Annotated in this window: 19 protein-coding genes; 9 read left to right on the top strand and 10 right to left on the bottom strand. The window is 72.1% G+C overall.

Going from position 1 to position 21,057, the window contains the following annotated elements:
• The first annotated feature begins 214 nt into the window (after nt 1–214).
• The gene (locus tag ACLJOU_RS22730) at nt 215–889 is read left to right on the top strand and encodes a maleylpyruvate isomerase family mycothiol-dependent enzyme (RefSeq protein ID WP_410569671.1); all 675 of its coding nucleotides are present in this window, start codon (nt 215–217) and stop codon (nt 887–889) included.
• Between the two features lie 218 nt (nt 890–1,107).
• On the opposite strand, the gene ACLJOU_RS22725 is transcribed toward ACLJOU_RS22730, so the two are convergent.
• The 3 genes from ACLJOU_RS22725 to ACLJOU_RS22715 all read right to left on the bottom strand — a co-directional run bounded on the left by ACLJOU_RS22725 (nt 1,108) and on the right by ACLJOU_RS22715 (nt 3,864).
• The gene (locus tag ACLJOU_RS22725) at nt 1,108–2,436 is read right to left on the bottom strand and encodes a copper resistance CopC/CopD family protein (RefSeq protein WP_410569669.1); all 1,329 of its coding nucleotides are present in this window, start codon (nt 2,434–2,436) and stop codon (nt 1,108–1,110) included.
• Complete coding sequence (locus ACLJOU_RS22720; RefSeq protein ID WP_410569667.1) at nt 2,433–3,008, bottom strand: hypothetical protein; 576 nt, start codon at nt 3,006–3,008, stop codon at nt 2,433–2,435. The genes ACLJOU_RS22725 and ACLJOU_RS22720 overlap by 4 nt, the downstream gene beginning before the upstream one ends.
• 166 nt (nt 3,009–3,174) lie before the next feature.
• Nucleotides 3,175–3,864 carry a winged helix-turn-helix transcriptional regulator gene (locus tag ACLJOU_RS22715; RefSeq protein WP_410569665.1) on the bottom strand — a complete coding sequence of 230 codons (690 nt, stop codon included), beginning with the start codon at nt 3,862–3,864 and terminating at the stop codon, nt 3,175–3,177.
• 250 nt (nt 3,865–4,114) lie between these two features.
• Between ACLJOU_RS22715 and ACLJOU_RS22710 the strand changes: the two genes are divergently transcribed.
• The 3 genes from ACLJOU_RS22710 (at nt 4,115) to ACLJOU_RS22700 (ending at nt 9,304) form a co-directional block, all read left to right on the top strand.
• Nucleotides 4,115–6,433 (top strand): TOMM precursor leader peptide-binding protein, encoded by a 2,319-nt coding sequence (locus ACLJOU_RS22710; RefSeq protein WP_410569664.1) that lies wholly within the window; start codon nt 4,115–4,117, stop codon nt 6,431–6,433.
• A gap of 50 nt (nt 6,434–6,483) precedes the next feature.
• Complete coding sequence (locus ACLJOU_RS22705) at nt 6,484–7,920, top strand: SagB/ThcOx family dehydrogenase (RefSeq protein WP_410569662.1); 1,437 nt, start codon at nt 6,484–6,486, stop codon at nt 7,918–7,920.
• A 214-nt stretch (nt 7,921–8,134) separates the two neighbouring features.
• Complete coding sequence (locus ACLJOU_RS22700; protein ID WP_410569660.1) at nt 8,135–9,304, top strand: sensor histidine kinase; 1,170 nt, start codon at nt 8,135–8,137, stop codon at nt 9,302–9,304.
• Here ACLJOU_RS22700 and ACLJOU_RS22695 read toward each other — a convergent pair.
• On the bottom strand, nt 9,273–9,878 hold the full coding sequence (locus tag ACLJOU_RS22695) for a DNA-binding response regulator (protein WP_410569659.1): 606 nt from the start codon (nt 9,876–9,878) through the stop codon (nt 9,273–9,275). The two genes, ACLJOU_RS22700 and ACLJOU_RS22695, sit on opposite strands and share 32 nt — an antisense overlap.
• Nucleotides 9,879–10,081: 203 nt before the next feature.
• Nucleotides 10,082–10,834, bottom strand: a complete 753-nt coding sequence (locus tag ACLJOU_RS22690; protein WP_410569658.1) for a helix-turn-helix domain-containing protein — start codon at nt 10,832–10,834, stop codon at nt 10,082–10,084.
• 488 nt (nt 10,835–11,322) lie between these two features.
• Here ACLJOU_RS22690 and ACLJOU_RS22685 point away from each other — a divergent pair, with 488 nt between their 5' ends.
• Both ACLJOU_RS22685 and ACLJOU_RS22680 read left to right on the top strand, forming a co-directional pair.
• Entirely contained in the window at nt 11,323–11,508 is a 186-nt protein-coding gene (locus tag ACLJOU_RS22685; protein ID WP_410569657.1) for a hypothetical protein, read from the top strand.
• Nucleotides 11,509–11,835: 327 nt separating this feature from the next.
• Complete coding sequence (locus ACLJOU_RS22680; protein ID WP_410569656.1) at nt 11,836–12,441, top strand: DNA-binding response regulator; 606 nt, start codon at nt 11,836–11,838, stop codon at nt 12,439–12,441.
• Nucleotides 12,442–12,845: 404 nt separating this feature from the next.
• On the opposite strand, the gene ACLJOU_RS22675 is transcribed toward ACLJOU_RS22680, so the two are convergent.
• Together ACLJOU_RS22675 and ACLJOU_RS22670 are read right to left on the bottom strand one after the other, a co-directional pair.
• The gene (locus ACLJOU_RS22675; RefSeq protein ID WP_410569655.1) at nt 12,846–15,158 is read right to left on the bottom strand and encodes a sensor histidine kinase; all 2,313 of its coding nucleotides are present in this window, start codon (nt 15,156–15,158) and stop codon (nt 12,846–12,848) included.
• A 220-nt stretch (nt 15,159–15,378) separates the two neighbouring features.
• A complete protein-coding gene (locus tag ACLJOU_RS22670) occupies nt 15,379–15,780 on the bottom strand; it encodes a hypothetical protein (protein ID WP_410569654.1) in 402 nt (133 codons plus the stop codon).
• Between the two features lie 142 nt (nt 15,781–15,922).
• Between ACLJOU_RS22670 and ACLJOU_RS22665 the strand changes: the two genes are divergently transcribed.
• Nucleotides 15,923–16,543 (top strand): L-threonylcarbamoyladenylate synthase, encoded by a 621-nt coding sequence (locus ACLJOU_RS22665; protein WP_176171977.1) that lies wholly within the window; start codon nt 15,923–15,925, stop codon nt 16,541–16,543.
• A 2-nt stretch (nt 16,544–16,545) separates the two neighbouring features.
• Here ACLJOU_RS22665 and ACLJOU_RS22660 read toward each other — a convergent pair whose 3' ends face one another.
• Nucleotides 16,546–17,247 carry a maleylpyruvate isomerase family mycothiol-dependent enzyme gene (locus ACLJOU_RS22660; protein ID WP_410569653.1) on the bottom strand — a complete coding sequence of 234 codons (702 nt, stop codon included), beginning with the start codon at nt 17,245–17,247 and terminating at the stop codon, nt 16,546–16,548.
• A 127-nt stretch (nt 17,248–17,374) separates the two neighbouring features.
• Between ACLJOU_RS22660 and ACLJOU_RS22655 the strand changes: the two genes are divergently transcribed.
• A complete protein-coding gene (locus ACLJOU_RS22655) occupies nt 17,375–17,764 on the top strand; it encodes a YciI family protein (RefSeq protein ID WP_410569652.1) in 390 nt (129 codons plus the stop codon).
• Nucleotides 17,761–18,972 (top strand): RNA polymerase sigma factor, encoded by a 1,212-nt coding sequence (locus tag ACLJOU_RS22650; protein WP_410569651.1) that lies wholly within the window; start codon nt 17,761–17,763, stop codon nt 18,970–18,972. The genes ACLJOU_RS22655 and ACLJOU_RS22650 overlap by 4 nt, the downstream gene beginning before the upstream one ends.
• Before the next feature lie 91 nt (nt 18,973–19,063).
• Here ACLJOU_RS22650 and ACLJOU_RS22645 read toward each other — a convergent pair whose 3' ends face one another.
• Nucleotides 19,064–19,759, bottom strand: coding sequence for a winged helix-turn-helix transcriptional regulator (locus ACLJOU_RS22645; protein WP_410569650.1), 696 nt, complete (start codon nt 19,757–19,759; stop codon nt 19,064–19,066).
• A 91-nt stretch (nt 19,760–19,850) separates the two neighbouring features.
• Complete coding sequence (locus tag ACLJOU_RS22640; protein WP_410569649.1) at nt 19,851–20,687, bottom strand: AfsR/SARP family transcriptional regulator; 837 nt, start codon at nt 20,685–20,687, stop codon at nt 19,851–19,853.
• Nucleotides 20,688–21,057: the final 370 nt, after the last annotated feature.

The raw sequence follows: 21,057 nt of genomic DNA, 5'->3' as shown, positions 1-21,057 counted from the left end.
GGCAGTTCCGCCGGTTCCCCGGCGAGGGCGGAGAGATCACCGCGCCCGTCCAGGCGCAGGGGCACGATCGCAATCCGTTGCCCGTCTTCGGAAATCGGCTCGTGAGCGACGTCGATCGCGGCCGGCTGGTGGCAGCCGAGAAGAACCGGCCGGGCCCTCACCACGGCATACTGGATCGGAAGCACCGGTCCGGTGCCAGGGTGAGGGGAACCGCGTGACAGCGACTCGGCCGGTCCCACCACCGGACTTCGTGGGCTACCCGGCAGTACGGCGCGGCGTTCGCGCGCTGCTCGACGGGCGGCCGGGCACGCACCGGCGGCCGGTCCCGGCGTGTCCGGAGTGGACCGTCACCGACCTGCTCGTTCACCTCACGGCCATCGCCGAGCGCGTGCTCGAGCGCCTCGGCGGCACCCCACCGCCCCCGGCCGGGGTACTGACGGTGCCGGAGCTGCTCGACCGCTGGGACGACGTCGGCGTCGAGCTCGACGGGAGGCTCGCGGACGCGGGCGGGCGCAGCGGCGAGGTCATGGTCATGGACGCGTACACGCACGAGCTCGACCTGCGCGCGGCGCTGGGGGTGCCGCCGCCGGTCGAGCACGTGGCCTGGGCGCCGAGCTTCGAAGTGCTGGTCAGAGGCTTCTCGGGCTCGGTCGCGGGCCGCGGCCTGCCCCCGCTGCGCCTCCGGACGACGGGCGGTTCGACGTGGACGGCGGGCGCGGGGCGCGCGGAGGCCGAGGTGACGGCGCCGGCCCACGAGCTGTACCGCGCCCTGGCCGGCCGGCGCTCACTCGCCCAGCTGGCCGCACTGGAGTGGAGCGCGGACCCGGGGCCGTGGCTCCCCGCGTTCAGCTGGGGGCCGTTCGTCCCGCCGCCGCGCCCGGGAGTGTGAGACCGGCCGCCGGTGCGGCTCGGAAGCAGCTCGGCGAGGTGTGCCGGACTGCGGTCGCGTGGGCTCCGGCCAGGTGCGGCACGCCGGATCGTGGCGCGCAGCCCGGCGTGCCGCACCCGACGTGCCGCACCCGGCGTGCCGCACGCCGGGTCGTGGCGCGCAGCCCGACGTCCGGAAGCGGGATGGCTGCCGTCCCGGGCGGGCGGCGCCGAGAGCGGTCAGCCGCCCGGCGGGGTGACCGTCAGCAGCGCCGCCAGAGCCAGCACCACCACGCTGATCACCACCTCCGCCGCCACCGCCTGACGCAGGCGGCGCAGGTCCGCCGTCACCGTTGTCGCCGCCGCCGGCTTCGAGGCCGCCAACCCGCGCTGCACCACCCGGCGCGAACGGCTCGCCACCGCCAGCAGAAGCGCGAAGCCCGCCACCTTGAGCAGCACCAGCAGGCCGAACCGGGTCGTCCAGAGCGCGGACAGCGACGGCATGATGCGCAGCGCCAGCACCGCTCCGCTGATCGCGATCGCCGTCACCGCGATCGCCGCCATGCGGGAAAACCGGGTGGCCGCCGGGGCCGGGTCCTCGCCCGGTGCCGGGCGGAACAGGCACAGGGCCAGCTGGACCAGGCCACCCGCCCACACGGCGATCGCGCCGAAGTGCACCAGGTCCGCCGTGACCGAGAAGAACATCATCGGGTCGGTCACGGGGTGGCCGGTGGCCGAGAACGTCAGCAGGACGACGAACCCCGTCACCATGGCCAGGTTTTCGTAGCGGGCCCGCAGCCGCTCCGGCAGCGACGGCCGCAGCAGGCGGGGCACCAGGGCCGCGAACGCGGCCACCGCCACCAGCCTCAGTAGCAGCAGTTTCCCGTACGCGACCCGCAGGGTGTCCGCCAGGAGCCCGGTGTCGAACACCGCCTCGAGGTCGCGGCCGGCCGCGTACGGGCCCTGGAGCAGCAACGCCGCCACCGTGGCCGCCGCGACCAGCACGGCGCCGCCGGACAGCAGCCGGCGGGCGCGGTGGTCGGTGCGGGCGGCCGGGCGGCACAGCACCACGAACGCCAGCCCGCCGAGGAGCACGACGCCGAGGTACGCCAGCCAGCGCACCGCCGTCGACGTGGCGTCCACCGCCGCGTCGGTACCGGTGGCCGCGGACACCGCGCCCGCCGACGTCACCAGGGGCCCGCTGCCGACCACGAACGCGAAGGTGCCGCGCACCGGGTGGGAATCGGCGGAGACGAAGGCGTATTCGACCAGGTAGCTGCCGTCCGGCAGGCCGGGCCGCAGCCGGATCCCGACCTGCTCGGCGGCCTCGCCGGGCTGGAACACCGGCCCGGCGTCCACCTGACGGCCGCCGAGGTCGACGACCTTGATCGACCCGGGCTGGATCCCGATGTTCTCCGAGAGGGTGATCGTCACCAGTGACGGCGCCGCGCTCAGGCGGGCGCCGTCACCGGGGTTCGACGAGAGGACTTCGACGTGCGCCGACGCCGGGGTGGCGCTGACCAGCAACCAGCCGGCGAGGAGCGCCAGGAGCGCCAGCGCCCGCTTCACGACGTGGCGAGCACGGGCGGCCGCGGCACGCCGCAGGAGCAGCCGGTCAGTTCGCGCTCGGCGGCGGAGGCACGCCGGTGCAGCACCATGGCGACGACCATCGGGATGGTGACGATCGTGTTGTAGAACAGGTGCAGCTCCACGCGGGGCACGAGCAGCTGGATGATGCTGGTGGGCACCTTCGAGCCGGCCAGCCGCCAGCCGCTCTGCGCCTGGATGAACAGCAGCAGGTGCTCGAAGTGGTGCCAGAACTGGATGCCCAGCGCGAGGTTCCACCACTGCCGCGACCGGCCCGCGAACCCGCGTCGCAGGGCCCAGAGGAACACCAGCATCACCAGCGCGTAGCCGTAGTGCAGCCACTCCTGCGAGATCAGCCACGGGAAGGGCATGCCGAGCACGCCCCGGGCACGCGAGGTCGGCCAGCCGAAGCCGTAGATCTGGATGGCCTGCACGATGTGCTCCACCCAGTGCGCGATGACGATGACCATGAACACGGCGAGGGCCCGGTTGTGGTACTTCCCGTTCAACGTCCCCAGGAAGCCGGCCGGCCGAACGAACTCGGAGGTCGACATGTCTGCCCTTTCTCGACAGGGCCGAAAGATCGGCTGCCAAAACCTTAAAGGGCCGGATCGGCGGTGCCGTTACTCCGGATTGCCCATCTTTGGTCGTCTCAGGCGGAAGGCCGGCCGGGCGCCCCCTGTGCGCCTCGGCCGGCCTCCGTCGCCCGGCTCGTGGATGTCAGTGGAAGGCGATGCCGTCCGGCAGCTCCGGCTTCGGCGGGATCCGGAACAGCTTCGTGAACAGCTCGAGGTGGGCGAAGTCGCCCTCGATCCGCACCCGGCCCGAGGCCAGGGCCTCGGACGCGGTGAGCTGGCCGTTGACGAGGTCGATCAGCTCCGGGCCCTGCGGCTCGATGACGAGGTCGGCGGCCGGGTGGTCGCCGGAGCCGACCTTGAGGGTGCCGTCCTCGACCATCGCGTGGATGATCAGTGAGTCGTGGTGGCGCAGCACGTAGGTGACGTGCACGCCGGCCGCGGCCTCCTGCTGGAACGTCGTGTACAGCGAGAGGATGGCGGCGTCGTTGGTGAACACGTCGTCGTCCTTCGGGTGCCCGAGCGACCGCGCGCCCCAGAGGCCGAGGTCGAGCAGGATGTGGTCGAGCTCGCTGCCGTACTCGGTGAGCTCGTAGACCAGGCTCGCGTCCAGCTGGGGCAGCACGCGGCGGCGGATCACCCCGGCCTGCTCGAGCTCGTTGAGCCGCGCGGAGAGGATGCTGGCCGGGATCCGCGGCAGGCCGAGCTGCAGCTCGGTGAACCGCTTCGGGCCGAGCACCAGGTCGCGGATGACCAGCATGGACCAGCGCTCCCCGATGATCTCGAGGGCACGCGCGAGGCCGCAGAACTGTCCATAGGTGCGAGTGGTCGTCATACTCGGTCCTCACTTGTGGTCTCGGTCGGAAGGCCGGGCGGTCGCCCGCGCCGGCTGTGCCCTCGCGATCCAGGTTGACGAACCACCCGAGGCGCGGACCAGTGCGCGGTGCACCCTCCCCACATGCGTTTCGCGCGAATCGACATGCGTTTCGCACGTCCGGTTCGGTGTGCGGCGCACTGGCCGCAGGTCGGCGCGCCGGAGAAGAATCCGGGTTCTCGGATCGCGCGCACGGAGTTGAGGAGCCCAGATGAGCGGATCGGCCGTGCAACCCGCCCCGCACCGGACGCGTTCCGCGCCGCCGCCGGCCGCCGGCCCACCCGTGCTGGCGTTCAAGCGGCACCTGCGCGCGGAGGTCCGGGCCGGCAAGGGGGCGTACCTGTTCTCCGAACAGGGTGTCATCGCGATGCGCGGCGCGTGCATCGAGTCGCTCGCGCCGCTGCTCGACGGCACCCGTGCGCTCGGCGAGGTGCTGCGGGCCCGGCCGGCCGGGATGACCCCGGAAGAGGTCGCCGCGATCGTGACCGAGCTGGTGGACGCCGGGCTGGTCTCGGTGCGCCCGGCGCCTGGACCGGCCGCCGACGAGCGAGAGCTCGCGTACTGGGACGCGTGCGGGGTCGACGCCGCTTCGGCCACCTCCCGGGACTCCCGCCGTGAGGTCCGGCTGCTGGCCGTCGGCGACGATGTCGACATCCGGCCGGTGGAACGCGCGCTCGCCGACGCCGGCCTCGGGGTCGCCCCGGCCGGTTCGGCGGCCGACGAGGCCGACCTGAGCATCGTGCTGTGCACGGACTACCTCGACCCGCGGCTGGGCGAGCTCGACGCCGAGCACCGCCGCACCGGCCGGCCGTGGCTGCTGGCGAGGCCGTTCGCCGCGCAGGTGTGGATCGGGCCGATCCTGCGGCCCGGCGAGTCGGCGTGCTGGCACTGCCTGACCAACCGGCTCTGGGGGCACCGGCACGCCGAGGCCTGCGCCCAGGAGCTGCTCGGCCACGAAGGCCCGGCGCGCCGCCCGGCCGCCGCGCTGCCGTCGCTGACCGCCGCCGCGGCGCACCTGATCGCGCTCGAGGCCAGCAAGTGGCTGGCCGGCTACCGGCACGGCGGCCAGGAGAGCGTGTGGGTGCTCGACACGCTGGACCTGCAGGGCAAGCTGCACGAACTGCGCCGCCGTCCGCAGTGCCCCGAGTGCGGGGACGCGACGCTGGTGGCCGCGCGGGCGGCCCTGCCGATCCGGCTCGAGCCGGCCCGCAAGACGACCTCGACCGGCGGCGGACACCGCACCGCGACCCCGGCGCAGACGCTCGCGCGCTACCGGCACCTGGTCAGCCCGGTCACCGGGATCATCCGGGACGTCCGGCCCGACCCGTCGGCGCCGTCGTTCGCGAACGTCTACCGGTCCGGCTACAACGTGGCCCGCGGGGTGACCGGGGTGAACGGCATGCAGGCGGGGCTGCGCAGCGAGAACGGCGGCAAGGGCGTCACCCCGATCGACGCCGAGGTCGGTGCCCTCTGCGAGGCCGCCGAACGCTTTTCCGGCAACTACCAGGGCGACGAGCTGCGCATCCGGGCGTCGTTCGACGAGCTCGGCGCGGAGGCGCTGCACCCCAACGACTGCATGCTCTTTTCCGAGCGCCAGTACGGCGAGCGGGCGGCCTGGAACGCCGCGCACGGCCTGTTCCAGCACGTCCCCCGCCGGTTCGACCAGGCGGCGCCGATCGACTGGACGCCGGTCTGGTCGCTGTCCGGGCAGCGGCGGCTGCTGCCGACCGGGTATCTCTACTACGGCGCCCCCGCCGCGTGTGGCGTCCGGGGGCTGCACCCGGACTCGAACGGCGCGGCGGCCGGGAGCAGCCTCGAGGACGCGGTCCTGCAGGGCACGCTCGAGCTCGTCGAGCGGGACGCCGTCGCACTCTGGTGGTACAACCGCACGCCGATGCCCGGCGTCGACCTCGGCTCCTTCGCGGACGGCTGGCTGGACGAGATGGCCGGCAACTACGCCGGGCTGCGCCGGGAGCTGTGGGTCCTCGACCTGACGTCGGACCTCGGGGTGCCGGTGTTCGTCGCGGTGTCGCGCCGCACGGACAGCCCGCACGAGCACATCATGTTCGGCTTCGGCGCCCACCTGGACCCGCGGATCGCCCTGCGGCGCGCGGTGACCGAGCTGAACCAGATGATCCCGGACGTCGAGGTGCTCGGCCACGACGTGAACGACCCGGACGCGGCCCGGTGGCTGCGGTACGCGACCGTCGCCAACCAGCCCTACCTGCGTCCCGCTCCCGGCGAGCGGACGCGGACCATGGCCGACTTCGGCTTCGTGCACCGCGCGGACGTGCGCGACGACATCCAGGCGCTGGCCAGGACGGTGGCGGCCGCGGGCAGCGAGCTGCTCGTGCTCGACCAGACCCGGCCCGACGTCGGCCTCCCGGTGGTCAAGGTGCTGGCACCCGGGCTCCGGCCGTTCTGGGCACGCTACGCTCCCGGCCGGTTGTTCGACGTCCCGGTGCGCCTGGGCCGGCTCGCCGAGCCGACCCCGTACGAGCGGCTCAATCCGTTCCCGATGTTCCTGTAGCACGCCTCGTGCATCGAACGGCGATTTCGTCGTCAATATAGGAGTTTGCGTTGGCTGCCGAGAGCCCGCAAGGGCACGCTGAAACGGTCCGCCTGCTGTCGTTGACCGAGGACACGCTGATCGAAGCGGGTGACGACGGGTCGCTGGTGGCGATCACGTGGTGGGGGGAGTACGACTTCCCCGGCGCGGCCGACGGGGTGCGCGAATCCCTCGGCAGGCTGGCGCTCGGGCCGGTGTCGATGGCGAACCTGGCGGTCTCGGGGGAGGCGGCCGGCAGCGACGCCTGGCGGCCTTCCCTGCGCAAGATCCTCAGCTGGCTGTCGGGATCGGTGGTGCACTCGCTGGCGCTCAACGACGGCCGCGGGCCGGTGCTCTCGGCGATCCCCGTGACGCAGTTCCCGGTGTTCCCCGACGGCCCGCTGCCGGCCGGGCGGCAGGTCCGGCTGTCGCGGTTCACGGCGCTTCGGGCCGACGAGGGCGCGCTGCTGGCCGAGTCCCCGGGCGCCCGGTACAAGGTCGCGCTGTTCCGCCCGCCGGCGGTGGTGATCGCGTCCGCGCTGGCCACCCCGGCGACGGTCGAGCAGCTGGCCGTGACCACCGGGGTGGCCGAGCCGGTCGTCGCCGACGTCGTCGAGTTCCTCGTCGCCGCCGGGGTCGTGCTCCTCGGCGACGCCGACGGCCGGTTCACCGAGGACGGCGACTCCGGCCGGGCGACCTGGTCGCACGACGACCTGATCTTCCACGCGCGCAGCCGGACCTGGCAGAAGGGCCCGCCGCCGGAGCCCGGCGCCGGCCGGACCGGCGCCGAGCCACCGGTGACCAAGCCGGTCACCGCGGGGCCGACCTTCCCGCTGCCCCGGCCGGACCTGCCGGACGCCGCGGAACCGTCGTTGACCGCGCTGCTGGAGACCGACCACTCCTGCCCGGAGTTCAGCGAACGGCCGCTGTCGGCGCGCCAGTTCGGCGAATTCCTGTTCCGCTCGGCGCGGGTGCGCTCGGTCGGTCCGGCCCACCTGCCCAGCGGGCCGTCCCACGAGGCGTCGCAGCGGCCGTACTTCAGCGTGGCCTGCCTGTACGAGCTGGAGATCTACGTCGGCGTCAACCGCTCCACCGACTTCGACAGGGGCATCTACCACTACGACCCGCTGTGGCACACGTTCACTCTGGTCAACGACGACGCGGGCGTCCTCGACAGCCTGCTGGACATGGCGATGATCGCCGCGGGCAGCCACCGCCGCCCGTCGGCCCTGCTCACGATGACGGCTCGCATGGCCCGGGTCGCGTGGGTGCTCGGCGGCGCGGCCTACGCGACGACGCTGCTGCACCTGGGTGCGTTGCAGCAGGTGTTCTCGCTGGCGGCGCGGGCGATGGGGCTGGCGGCGCACGCGGTGCCGGTCGATTCCGGGGACCGGGTGGACCGGGCCCTGAAGCTGGAGTGGCCGGCCGAGGTCAGTGTGGGGGAGTGCGTGCTGGACTTCCCGGAGTAGGGCGCCCGGGTCCAGTCGCCAGGAAAATCCCCCGAGGTGGCGAGCCGGATTCGCCGGAACGACTGTTAGATTGCTGTTCTGGGGAAGTGCAGCGTTTCGGGGAGGCGCCGCGGTGATCGCTACTGCGAGAATGCCTGACGCAAGAGTCCGGTCGCCGTATCCGCGCTGGTCGAAGGGAGCAACCTGGTCGCATACGGACACCGTGGATCGACCGGTGGGTAAGGCCTTCCCGGCTCGCCTCGTCTACACCGTGCACGCCGGGGTCTGTTTCGGCATCGGGGTGCTCGGCCTGCTCGGGCCGCTGCGGGAGGTCCGGTCGTGGCCCGTCTCGCTCGCCGCGGCCGGCTACGCGGTGGCCCTCGTCGCCGTGCACCTGGTCGGGTTCGGGTACGGGCGCATCCGGTTCCGCGGGCCCGCTCTCGTGCTGCAAGCCGTCCTGGGGCTCGCGCCGGTGCTGCAGCTGGGTGTCGCGTGGAGCGTGCTCAGCAGTTTCTTCGTGGGCAGCGTGCTGCTCGTCGCCAAGCCCGTGGTGTCGCTGCCGGTCCTCGTGCTCGTCTCGAGCAGCGTGGGCGTGCTGTCCGCGGACGCCGGCCCGCCCGAGGAGTCCATCCCGGACGGTCTGCACGGCGCGGCGCTGACCGCGGTCGCCGCGGCGGCCGTGTTCGGCCTGGCCTGGTTCGTCCGCCTGGCCGCCGAACGCGAGGACGGCAGGCGTGCGCTCGCCGCGCGGGTGGTCGCCGAGGAGCGGATGAGGTTCGCCCGGGACACCCATGACCTGCTCGGCCTGAGCCTGTCGGCCATCACGCTCAAGGTGGAGCTGATCCGCCGCCTGGTCGACACCCAGCCGGCGCAGGTCCAGCCGGAGCTCACCGAGCTGGTGACCATGTCGCGCAAGGCGCTCGCGGACGTGCGATCGGTGGCGGCCGGGCACCGGGAACTGTCCTTGGCCGACGAGTGCGCGGCCGCGGCCGCCGTGCTGACCTCGGCCGGGGTGACCGTGCGGTTCGACCGGGTGCTGCCCGATCAGCTCCCCGAAGTGGTCGCCACGACGCTGGCCACGGTGCTGCGCGAGAGCGTCACCAACGTCGTGCGGCACAGCCAGGCGTCGTGGTGCGAGTTCGCCATCGGCGCGGACCGCGGCGAGGCGTGGCTGCGCGTGGCGAACGACGGCGTCCTGCCGGGCGGTCCCGAGGAGAGCGGGGAGGAGCGCGGCTGGGGGCTGCGGAACCTCGAGCACCGCGTCAGCCTGCTCGGCGGGAAGCTGACGGCCGGGACCCGGCCAGGGGGGACGCACCTGCTGCACGCCAGCGTCCCGCTGGAGGCGTTCGGGGTCCGAAGGGGATTCGACCCGCTCAGAGCCATTCGGCGTCAGTGGCGATCCTGATCGCGTGGACCCGGTTGCGGGCGTTGAGCTTGGTCACCGACGCGGCCAGGTAGTTGCGCACCGTGCCGGGGGACAGGAACAGGTCCGCCGCGATGTCGGCGACGTTGCGCCCGCGGGCGGCGAGGGCGAGGATCTCCAGCTCGCGCGGGGTGAGCGGGCAGTCGTCGGCTTCCCACGCGGACAGCGCGAGCTCGCTGTCGATCACCCGCCGGCCGACCGCGACCGACCGCACCGCGTTCGCGAGCTTGTCCGACGGCGCGTCCTTGAGCAGGAAGCCGTTGACCTTCGCGTCCAGCGCGCGCCGGACCGTGCCCGGGCGACCGAGGCTGGTCAGGATCAGCGTGTGGCACTCCGGCAGGTGCTCGTGGATTTCGGTGGCCGCGGTCAGCCCGTCCTTGCCGGGAAGGTCGATGTCGATGACGGCGACGTCGGGCCGGGTCGACTTGGCCGCGGGCAGGATCTCGTCCCCGGAGTCCACTTCGGCGACGACCTCGATGTCGGATTCGAGGCTCAGCAGAGCGACGAGGGCACCGCGGACCATGTCCATGTCTTCGGCAAGAAGAACTCTGATCACGTCGTTCCTCGCTTCCCCCAGTCGACCCTTTCCCCCGTGCGGAATTGTACGTCACCGGACGATCGCCCCGGAGGATTCGCCGGTCGCTCTCCGCGAGCGCGGGGGTGAATCGGCAGTCGAAATGCCGGTTCGCGGTACCGGCGCGGCTCCCGCACGGGGCAGGGGAATCCGATTCCCGAACCCCGCGCGGGACCCCTCGGGTGTCAAACCGCGACCGGGTGCCGAACCGGGGCGGCGGGGCGCAGATCGGGCAGCGCCAGCAGGACCGGCGGGTCGAAACCGTGCCGCGGTCGCAGCCGGACGTCGGCCAGGCTCGCGGCCACCCCCCGGTACACGGTCACCGGGCCCGCCAGCCCGGTCAGCGGCCGCAGCCCGCGGTCGTCGTTCGGGCAGACGCCGAACGCGTGCGTGATGACGTACCACGAGCCCAGCGGCACGTCGGTCAGCGTGTACGGGCCGGCGCTCGGCAGGATCGTGTAGCGCGCGGGTGCGCCTTCGGCGATCTTCGCCGGGAACAGCCCGACGAACACCGGACCGGACTCCGCGCCCGGCGGGCGCCGGACGTGCCCGCGCACGGCCGCCTCGGAGCTCACCTGACCGGTCCGTTCGACGATCTGCGGCCGGGTGCCGCGCAGCTGGCGGTACCCGGTCGGCGAGAAGCCCACACTGCCGCTGAACCGCGCGCTGAACGTGCCGACGCTGTTGTAACCGACCTGGTGGCTGATGTCGGCCACCGAGATGGCGGTGGTCGCGAGCAGCCGCTTCGCCTCGGCCAGCCGCAGCGCGGACAGGAATCGTCCGGGCGACAGCCCGGTCACCCGGAGGAAGACCCGGGTGAAGTGGAACTTGCTGAACATCGCGGACTGGGCGAGGTCGTCGATGGTGAGGCGCTCCCCCAGGTTGTCCCGCATGGTCATGATGGCCCGTGCCACGGCCTGACGCACGATTTCGTCCATGATGGCCGTTCCTCCCGTCACCGGTATCCGCCGACCCGCGTCCCCCTGCGGACGCGTTCGGCGCCGGAAAATTGGTCTGGCAGAACTGTAGGTCGGAACCCGTCTACTTCTTAAGTGCTCTGTGCACCGTTCCGAATGGATTTCGCCGAGCGCGAGTATGCGTTTTGCATATGCGCGGGAATGCGTTTTACACAGGATGCTCGAAGATGGTTTAGAGCCGACCGTGAACGGGGCATGCGGAGGGGTGACAGCGTGACGATCTCGTCGCTCAGGGCGCCGAGACGACCCCGATCCGTGACGGGTATACACCCGAACGGTCGATGAAACGCGTCCTCGTTACTCCATCCTGTGGTATGCCCGGGACTACCTGGAGCAGTCATAAAGCACGACGCCCCGATGATGCGGGCACTGGCTCGCGCCGGGCCGTAAGTGGACTATTTATGGCACACAAGCCTTTCATCTTCACCGCTGGGGAGTACACAATGTCTGTGCGTTTTTCTGCTGACGTCGACGCAATTTTCGCCGACCTGGGAATCGAGGTCGAAAAGGTTCGTGCCGTCAACTCCGGCCTCGTCATCGACAGGTTCGACCGCCCGCCCGGTGACGTCGTGGTCCGCGCGACGATCTGCACCACCCTGGCCGTGCAGGTGGAGGAAGCCGCGCTGGCGGCCTGACTGGTCCGGACCAGTATCGCTGCTGGTCCGCACGGTGGAGAGCCGGTCACCGGAGCGCTTTCGCGCTCGGGTGACCGCCTCCGTCCCCGGCGGTGGCACGTCCGCCTGCGACCCGACCCGGAAAACCTTCAACGGAATGGCAAACAGCAGTTTGCCTCACGTGTGGTAGCGGCGCGAGCGCGTATTGCGCTGTCTTTCGCGACTTCGTCCTCGTCGGGTCGCATATCGGCCTGTGGAAGCCCCAAACGGACCAACCGGCAAGTCGGCCGGAATGTTTAACTTGGGGTACTGGGGATCTGGGCAGTGCTTGAAGGCGGAGGCGCCCTCGTGATCAAAGTGCTCGTTGCCGAAGACATGCACATCGTCCGCGGCGCGTTGGTGGCATTGCTCCGGCTGGAATCCGACATCGAGGTGGTGGCCGAGGTGGCGTCCGGGGTGGAGATCCTCCCGGCCGCCCGCTCGACGGCCGCCGAGGTGGCGATCATCGACATCGACTTGCCGGGCAAGGACGGCCTCACGGCGGCCGCCGAGCTGCACGAGCAGCTGCCGGGGTGCCGGACCCTCATCCTGACCAGCCTGGGGCGTCCCGGGACGCTGAGACGGGCGCTGGACGCCAAGGTGAGCGGCTTCCTGCTGAAGGACGCCCCGCCGGACAAGCTGGCCAACGCGGTGCGGGGCGTGGTGGCGGGCCGCCGGATGGTGGACGGCGACCTCGCGCTGGCCGCCTGGGACAGTGTGGACTGCCCGTTGACGGTCCGGGAGCTCGACGTGCTGCGGATGACGGCCCACGGGTACGGGACCGTCGAGGTGGCCGCGCGGCTGTTCCTCTCGGCGGGGACCGTCCGGAACTACCTGACGACGGTGGTGGCCAAGCTGGGGGCGCGCAACCGGGTGGATGCGATCCGCATCGCGGGCGAGTCCGGGTGGTTGTGAGGTTCTGGGGGCGTTGACCCCCGTCCTCGGGGACGCGCGCGGCCGGTCGTCCTGTGCCGGGTCCACCGGCGATGGATGGCTGGCTGGCTGCTCCTGCGCGCGGGTTCTTCTGCCCCCGGGAGCGGAATTTCTTTCGTGATGGTGCGTTCCGCCGATCGGGTGACCGGGTGGTCGCCCGGCATCGCGAATCCGGTCGGTTGCCGCAGTGTCCCGCCCCCTCGCCCCGCCCGGGCGAGCGCAAATCCTCGGCTGCCGCAGGCGAGGGGCCGCAGGCCGGACGTTTCGAGCCGGGACTGCCACCGAAGCGCCTCGCTCCCGGCACCACCCAGCCCCAATGCGCTGCCGAAGCCGTCGCCGGATCGCCTCTGACGGCCCCGGCGATCAGCAGGTTCTGCCGGACCGGCTCACACCGGGACGACCGCGCGTAGGCGGAACCGGCCGTCGTCCGCCACCCCGGCCGTCAGCTCGCCGCCGAGGTCCGAGACCCGGTGCGCGAGGTTCCCGATGCCGCTGCCCGAGCTGCCGCCTCCCGAGGGCCCGTTCCCGTTGGATGCGGGCTTGGCCGCCGCACGGCCCAGGCCGTCGACACCGTCGTTCACGATCTCGAGCGTCACGCCTCCGTCCATTCGGCGCACCGCGATCTCGCACGTCTCGACACTGCTGTGCCGGAGCACGTTCGTCACGCCCTCGCGCAGCACCACCGCCAGGACCGTGCGCACCGGGGCCGGCAGCTCGTCCTGCAGCATCTCCATGCGGACCTGGACGTCGGCCGCCACCAGAACCGACCGGGCCGACTTCGACTCGCTGTCCAGCGACAGCTCGCGGTAGCCGCTGGCCACCGAACGGACGTCCGCGAGGGCCTGCCTCGTCAGGCCCAGGATCTCCTGCAGCTCGTCCGTCGCCCGGCCGCGGTCGAGCGGCAGCACCCTGGCCGTCAGCTCGCTCTTCAGCGCGATCGCCGACAGGCTCATGCCGAGCAGGTCGTGCAGGTCCCTGGCGAACCGGAGCCGCTCCTCGGCGACCGCCATGTCGGCCAGCCGTCGCCTGCTGTGGTCCAGTTCGGCCGCCAGCCGGACGAGCCAGAGCATCCCGAACACGATCAGCGCCGTCATCACCGTCCCGGTGGAGAACAGGATCGCGTACCACGTGTCCTGCCCCGCCTGCCCGGCGATGTACTGCAGCCACAGGTACACGCCCGTGTTCGCGGCGAACAGCAGCCAGCCCGCCGCCGGGGGCAGGACCAGCAGACCGCACCCCATGAGCAGCGGGGGCAGGCTCACCCAGTCGTGTTGCAGGGGCAGCAGCGGGAGGTAGATCAAGCAGGCCTGGACGAACAGCATCGCGATGCTCTGCCCCGACCGCAGCCGCGTCGTCGGCCGGTTGAAGTAGGCGAACTGCAGCGTCAGCAGCGCCGCCACGGACCCGATCACCATGGCGATGTGCCAGACGTTCGTGGTCAGCAGCAGCACGTGGAGGACCGCGGCCACGCCGAGCAGCCCGAACACCACCGGCAGGAGCAAGCGGATGCGCCGCGATTCGGCGAACGCCTTCTCGTCGGCTTCGCCCGCCGCGGCGACCGGCTCGGCCTGGTCGGGGAGCGGCAGCTCGACCCGCAGCCGGAAGCGGCCGTCGTCGCCGGTACCGGTCGTCACCCTGCCGCCCAGGGCCGCCACCTCGTCGGGCAGGCGGGCCAGCAGCTCGGACCCGGCCGGCAGCTGCTCGGGGTCCACGCCGTCGTTCACGATCACCAGGCTGACCCCGTCGCGCCGGCGCCGGACGTCGATCTCGCAGTGTTCGACGTCGCTGTGGCGCAGCACGTTCGTGACGCCCTCCCGCAGCACCTTCGCCAGCAGCGTGCGGGCCTGCACCGGCAGCTCGGCCTGGTCGAGGTGCACCCGCACGGCGATGTCGGACGCCGTGAGCAGGGACTGCGCCGTGCGGAACTCCTTCTCCAGCGACAGTTCGCGGTAGCCGCGGGACACGGCGCGGACGTCGGCGAGCGTGCGCTGCGCCGTGGCCGTCATCTCGGCCAGCGCGGCCTGTGCCCGCTCGCTCGACTTCCGCAGCAGGCGGCGCGCCAGTTCACCCTTCAAGGCGATGGCGGACAGGCTGATGCCGAGCAGGTCGTGCAGGTCCCTGGCGAACGCGAGCCGCTGCTCGGCGACCGCGCGCTGGGCCAGCTCCGTCCGGGCCCGGTGCAGCTCGCGGATCATCCGGGCGAGCTGGGTGAGCAGGTAGAAGGCCAGGCTGTAGAACGCCGCGCCCTCGAGCGTGTAGGCCACCAGGATCGGCGGGTCGTACAGCAGTTCGATCCACAGCACGCCACCGAGGTTGAGCAGGAACAGCGGCCACGCGAACCGGGGCCGCAGCACGAGCAGCACCGCGCTGCCGAAGAAGACCGGCATCGCGGCCCACGTGGACTCGAACGTCAGGACCGGCACGTACCCGAGCACGGCCAGGACGATCAGCAGCAGCTTGCTCGGCGTGGAGTCGAGCCGGACCGACGGCCTGCTGTAGTGCAGCAGCTGGATCGCGAGCAGGACGACGACCGCGCCGATCGCGTAGCCGACCTCGAACGGGCTGAGCGCCAGCGGGATCAGGGAGGCGAGGAGGACGAACCCGAACCCCGCGACGACGATCGTGATCATCGTCGCCGCCAGGTAGGCGGCCAGCTTCGGCCGCCGGTCGACGACACTGGTGCCACGCGGCTCGGTCACCGCGTTCAACGCTTCCGGCCGGCTCGAAACGGTTCCCGGAGACATCGGCTTCGGTCCTCCGGCGGGTCGGCGGTACCCGGAGCCGGCAGTTCGGTCCGGGCGGAACTCGGTGTGCATGCTCCGCGGAATCCTATCCCATGACAGCCCCGTCATGACAGCGAAGAAGTGGCCGTACGGTGCGGGTTTCGGTCCCGTGGCGGCCTACTGGTCCAATACTGGTTCAGTGCGGCCACGGGCTGCCGGGGACGCCGGCGTGGGCCCGGAAAGCCCGGCGTGGCACGGCGATGGGCCCGAGGTGACGCCCGAACCTCCTGTCCCCGCGGGAATCGCGCGGGCCGCCGGCATCGGTGCGGTGCGGGTGGCGGGTGGCCGGGAAGCCGGCACCGGACGCGTCGTCCACGGCGGACCGGACCGCCGGGCCGCGGCCGAAGTGGCGGCCGGACGCGACGGATTCCGGGCGCGGTGGGTGAAAACCGGCCACGGTCCGGCTGTCCGCGGCACCGGGCGGGCTCGCGTCCGGTATCCGCCGGCCGGCGGATCCGGCCGCCGGGCCCGCCACGGCGCGGGGCCGGGGCGGCCGGGGGCCGGTGCGGGCGGGATCGGGCAGCGCCGGCTGGGTCATGTTCGCCTCCTCGGCGACAGCTCCTGTCGCACCCGCGGATTCTCCGCCGGAGGAGGGCCTGCGGTCACCACCTCCGGCCCGGTCACGGCAAGGTGGGAGACGCCGCCGGGCGGCGCGACGGGCCGGGGCCTAGGCTCACGCCATGGCGCGGTACTTCGACGTCCACCCGGACAACCCCCAGCGACGGGCCATCGGTCAGATCGCCGACCTCGTGCGGCAGGACGGCCTGATCGCCTACCCGACCGACTCCTGCTACGCGCTGGGGTGCCGGCTGGACAATCCGGACGGTCTCGACCGGATCCGCTCGATCCGGCGGCTCGACCGGCGCCACCACTTCACCCTCGTCTGCCAGGACTTCGCCCAGCTCGGCCAGTTCGTGCACGTGGACAACGCGGTGTTCCGCGCGATCAAGGCGGCGACGCCGGGCAGCTACACGTTCATCCTGCCCGCCACGAAGGAGGTGCCGCGGCGGCTGATGCACGAGAAGAAGAAGACCGTCGGCGTGCGCATCCCCGACCACGTCGTCACCCAGGCGCTGGTGGCGGAGCTGGGGGAGCCGCTGGTGTCGAGCACGCTGCTGCTGCCGGACGTGGCCGAGCCGCTCACCCAGGGCTGGGAGATCAAGGAGGAGCTCGACCACGTCCTCGACGCGGTCGTCGATTCCGGGGAGTGCGGGGTGGAACCGACCACAGTGGTCGACTTCTCCTCGGGAGAGGCCGAAGTGGTCCGCCGCGGTGCCGGCGACCCGGGCCGGTTCGAATAGCGTCAGTCCAGTTCGGACGTCCACAGAGGATTGCGGCGCGCGGGCACCAGCTCGACCCAGCGGACGGCTTCCGCGCCCGTGGCGGTGACGCCGAGGTCACCGGCCGCGCGGCGGCCGGTGAACAGCAGGCAGAAGTCCACGGCGGGGCCGGTGATCCGGTCCGGCGCGTCAGCGGGGCCGAACTCCCACCGCTCGCCCGACGGCGCGACGAGCTCGTACCGGAACCGCCCGGACGGCGGCTCCCCGTGGCCCTCGTAGACCTCGTCGCGCGTGCGGACGCCGTAGTAGGCCACGTGGCCGACTTCGTCGTTGCGGCGCAACGGGGTCTCGAGCACGTCGGCGATGTCCTGGCCACGGGCGAACAAGGCCGTGAGCAGCGCGGCCGCCAGCACCGAAGGGCGCATCGGGCCGCCCGGCCACGGGATGTCCGCTTCCGCGGTGGCCAGCAGCTCGGTGGCCTTGCGGTGCTCCGACAGCCACGCGAGCACGGCGTCTCCGAGCATGCCGGCGTTCGTGATGCGGGGCGCCGAAGCGCTTTCTTCGCCTTCGACGCCCAGCACGATCCGGCGCGCGACGACGGTGAGCTCGGCCAGGTACCCGGTGATCGCCCGGCCGACGGGCAGCATCACCCGCCCTTCGTGGTCGCGGATGAGGTCCGCCAGGGCGTCCGCCTCGGTGGTGAGAGCGGAGTGCACGTCTTGCATGGGGTTTTCCTTCGGGGGTGCTCGGTGGTGAAAAGACGATGCTGCCCCTGCGGCGGCGTCGGCGACCACTCACAGGTTGCGGTGCCGGATCGGCTATGTTTCGCGGGAACCGATGCGGGGAGGCGCGATGAAGTACCTGCTGGCGATGTACATGAACCCGGACGTCTGGGAGGGCCTGTCCGAGCAGGCCAGGGAAGAGGTGATGACCGGCCACGGCGAGTTCATCCGCCGGATCCGGGAGTCCGGCGAGATGATCAGCACCCAGGCACTGGCCGCTCCCGCGCAAAGCGCGGTGGTGCAGGTGAAGGACGGCCTGCCGGCGGTCACCGACGGCCCGTTCGCGGAGTCGAAGGAGTTCCTCGCGGGCTACTACCTCGTCGAGTGCGCCAGCCAGGAGCGCGCGTACGAGGTGGCCGCGATGATCCCGGACGCGAAGATCGAGGGGCTCGGTATCGAAGTCCGGCCGGTGGTGTTCTTCGCCGACGCCGAGACCGAAACCGAGTTCACCGGCGGGTGAGCGCGGACGTCGGCGAGCTGCTCCGCCCGCTCGTCCCGCGGGTGCTGGGCGTGCTCGTGCGCCGGTACGGGCAGTTCGACGCGTGCGAGGACGCCGTGCAGGAGGCGCTGCTCGCGGCGTCGCTGCAGTGGCGGGACGGCGGCGTGCCGGACAACCCGCTCAGCTGGCTGGTCACGGTCGCCACGCGACGGCTCACCGACCACTGGCGCAGCGAGAGCGCGCGCCGTCGCCGGGAGGAGTCCGTCGCGGCGCGGGAAGTCCCGGACGGAGAAGCCGTGCCGGCCGAGGACGACACGCTGAAGCTGCTCTTCCTGTGCTGCCACCCGACGCTGTCCCCGCCGTCGCAGGTGGCGCTGACGCTGCGCGCGGTGGGTGGGCTGACGACGGCGCAGATCGCGAAGGCGTTCCTCGTCCCGGAACCGACGATGACCCGCCGCATCACCCGCGCCAAGGAGACCATCGCGGCCTCGGGCTCGACCTTCGGCGAGCCCGAGGGGGACGGCTACGCCGAGCGGCTGGCCGTCGTGCTGCAGGTCCTGTACCTGATCTTCAACGAAGGCTACACGGCGACGTCGGGAACGGACCTGCACGCACCCGAGCTGGCGCGCGAGGCGATCCGGCTGACGAGGGCGGTCCGGGCGTTGCGGCCGGACGACGGTGAAGTCGCCGGGCTGCTGGCGTTGATGCTCCTCACCGACGCCCGCCGTCCCGCGCGCACCGGCGACGGCGGAACGCTGGTGCCGCTGGCCGAGCAGGATCGCGGCCGCTGGGACCGGACGGCGATCGCCGAGGGCACGGCGCTGGTGCGCGCGGTGCTGGGCCGCGGCCCGGTGGGCGCGTACCAGGTCCAGGCGGCGATCGCGGCTCTGCACGACGAAGCGCCGAGCACGGAAACGACGGACTGGGCGCAGATCGCGAGTCTGTACGAAGTGCTGCAGGAGCTGGCGCCGAGCCCGGTGGTGACGCTCAACCAGGCCATCGCCGTGGCGATGGTCGACGGCCCGGCCCGCGGGCTCGAACTGCTGGATTCCATCGCCGAGGACAGCCGGATGAAGCACAGCCACCGGCTGGACGCCGTCCGGGCGCACCTGCTGGAGCGGGCCGGGGATGCCGCGGCCGCGCGGGAGCACTACCTGCGCGCGGCCGCGCGGACGGGGAGCGTGCCGGAGCGGCGGTACCTGGAGGAGCGGGCCGGACGCCTGGGTTGAGCAAGGGCACTTTCCCGGGAAAGTGCCCTTCCCGGGGCGTGCGTGAGCCGGCGGGGCGCTCGTCCCCGCCGGCTCGCGACCCCGGTCGTCCTCAGTGGACGGAGACGCCGTTCTTCGGCTCGGGGGCCGAGGTCAGGCGGAACAACCGCGTGAACAGCTCGAGGTCGCGGACGTCGCCCTCGATGGACACCGAGCCGTTCGCCACGGCCTCCGCCGGCGTCAGGTGGCCGCCGATCACGTCCAGCAGGGCCGATCCCTGGCCGGCGCGGATGATCAGGTCCGCCTCCGGGTAGCGGCCTTCGGAGACCTTGAGGTCGCCGTTGTCGATCATCGCGTGGAGGATCATCGTGTTGTGGTACTGGATCTCGAACGTGATCTGGACGCCGGCCGCCGCTTCGGCCTGGAACGTCGTGAACAGCGAGAGGATCGCCGCGTCCAGGGTGAAGACGTCGTCCGGGCCCGGGTGGCTCAGCGACCGGGCGCCCCACAGGCCGAGGTCCAGCAGGATCTGGTCGAGTTCGCTGCCGTACTGGGTGAGCTCGTAGACCAGGCCGGCGTCGAGGTCCGGGCGGACCCGGCGGCGGATCACGCCGGACTCCTCCAGTTCGTTGAGCCGCGCCGAAAGCAGGCTCGGCGGGATCTTGGGCAGACCGGCCCGGAGCTCGTTGTAGCGCTTCGGGCCGAGCACCAGGTCGCGCACGATGAGCAGCGCCCAGCGCTCACCGACGAGCTCCATGGCGCGGGCCAGTCCGCAGTACTGTCCGTAGGTGCGGGTGCGTGCGGTCATTGATCCTCACTTCGTTCGTACTGGTGGGTCGTGGTGCAGTGGCTCAGAGGTGCGGTGGCTCAGAGGTGCGGTGGCTCAGAGGTGCGGTGGCTCAGAGGTGGTCGCCCTCCGAGATCAGGTCGTGGTGCAGCAGCTGCAGTTCGTCGCACGGCTCGACGCCGAGCTCCTCGCTGAGCCGCTTGCGGAGGCTGCGGTAGACGGCCATCGCGTCCGACCGGCGGCCGCTGCGCCCCAGCACCCGCATCAGCTGCCCGTGCAGCGCCTCGTCGAGGGGGTTGCCCGCGGCCAGCGAGCGCAGCTCCCCGATCAGTTCGCGGTGGTGGCCGCTGGTGATCTCGGCCTCGATGAGCATGTGCAGCGCGTTGCGCCGCTGCTCCAGCAGTTCCATCGTGTACGGGAGCAGGACGGGTCCACAGTGGATGTTGGCGAGCGGCGGCCCGCTCCACAGGTCCAGCGCGGCGCGGAACCGTGCGGCCGCCGCCGCGTGCTGGTCCCGGCGCAGCAGGTCCTGCGCCTCCTGCTGCATCAGCCCGAACCGGTGGACGTCGACCTGGCTCGGGTCGATCCGGAACAGGTACCCCGGCGCCTTGGTGACCAGCATGTCGTCGGCGCCGTCGGCCAGGCTGTGCTGCTCGAAGCAGCGGCGCAGGTGGTAGACGTAGGTGTGCAGCGTGGTCCGCACCGTCCGGGGCGGACCGCTCGGCCAGAGCTCCTGCGTGATCGAGTCGACGTGCACCATCTTGCCGGGACGCATCACGAGCAGGGCCAGCAGCTGCAGGACCTTCGGCGCGGTGGGCGTGCAGTCCACACCGTCGCGCAGCACACCGAGCGGGCCGAGAACCGTGAACTGGACCACACTTTCGGGTGGTTGGTCGGACCGCCGGGACACGTCGACCGGCCCGTCCGATAGCCTTTTCTCGGAGTACATGTCGCGCGCCTCCAGTGTTCTGCCGCGATGTATCTGGTCCCCAGTGCGCCGCGCCAGCCGGGCATAACCGGCCGCGGGCTGTCCAATGTCGAATGTGACAGAGCGGCGCCACCCCAGCCAGTGAGCGGTCCACCAGAGTCAAGATGTGTCTTCCCCGGCGGCCCCGTGCGATTCGCACGTCCCGCTCGGGCACCCCTCACCCGCGCCGGGCGCCGCGGGGTGGGCAAACCGCAGGTCCCGCGCGGCGTGGCGGGTCGCGAACGGGTGACGGCGACCTCCGGTACTTCTCGAACCGGCGTTTCTGCCGACCGGCCGCGGTGTGCCGCGCACGGAGCGGGGGTGCGTTCCGCACCGCCGGAGCCAAGACGGT

Source organism: Amycolatopsis sp. cmx-4-61 (assembly GCF_046548775.1).
Lineage (GTDB): Bacteria > Actinomycetota > Actinomycetes > Mycobacteriales > Pseudonocardiaceae > Amycolatopsis.
The sequence above is the reverse complement of the archived record's forward strand: the minus strand, read 5'-3'. Positions and strand labels throughout refer to the sequence as shown.

What these genes read in the sequence shown, in the direction of transcription:
- ACLJOU_RS22720 (WP_410569667.1), bottom strand. Translation starts at nt 3,008, where the DNA reads ATGTCGACCTCCGAGTTCGTTCGGCCGGCCGGCTTCCTGGGGACGTTG.
- ACLJOU_RS22715 (WP_410569665.1), bottom strand. Translation starts at nt 3,864, where the DNA reads ATGACGACCACTCGCACCTATGGACAGTTCTGCGGCCTCGCGCGTGCC.
- ACLJOU_RS22710 (WP_410569664.1), top strand. Translation starts at nt 4,115, where the DNA reads ATGAGCGGATCGGCCGTGCAACCCGCCCCGCACCGGACGCGTTCCGCG.
- ACLJOU_RS22690 (WP_410569658.1), bottom strand. Translation starts at nt 10,834, where the DNA reads ATGGACGAAATCGTGCGTCAGGCCGTGGCACGGGCCATCATGACCATG.
- ACLJOU_RS22670 (WP_410569654.1), bottom strand. Translation starts at nt 15,780, where the DNA reads ATGACCCAGCCGGCGCTGCCCGATCCCGCCCGCACCGGCCCCCGGCCG.
- ACLJOU_RS22665 (WP_176171977.1), top strand. Translation starts at nt 15,923, where the DNA reads ATGGCGCGGTACTTCGACGTCCACCCGGACAACCCCCAGCGACGGGCC.
- ACLJOU_RS22660 (WP_410569653.1), bottom strand. Translation starts at nt 17,247, where the DNA reads ATGCAAGACGTGCACTCCGCTCTCACCACCGAGGCGGACGCCCTGGCG.
- ACLJOU_RS22655 (WP_410569652.1), top strand. Translation starts at nt 17,375, where the DNA reads ATGAAGTACCTGCTGGCGATGTACATGAACCCGGACGTCTGGGAGGGC.
- ACLJOU_RS22645 (WP_410569650.1), bottom strand. Translation starts at nt 19,759, where the DNA reads ATGACCGCACGCACCCGCACCTACGGACAGTACTGCGGACTGGCCCGC.
- ACLJOU_RS22640 (WP_410569649.1), bottom strand. Translation starts at nt 20,687, where the DNA reads ATGTACTCCGAGAAAAGGCTATCGGACGGGCCGGTCGACGTGTCCCGG.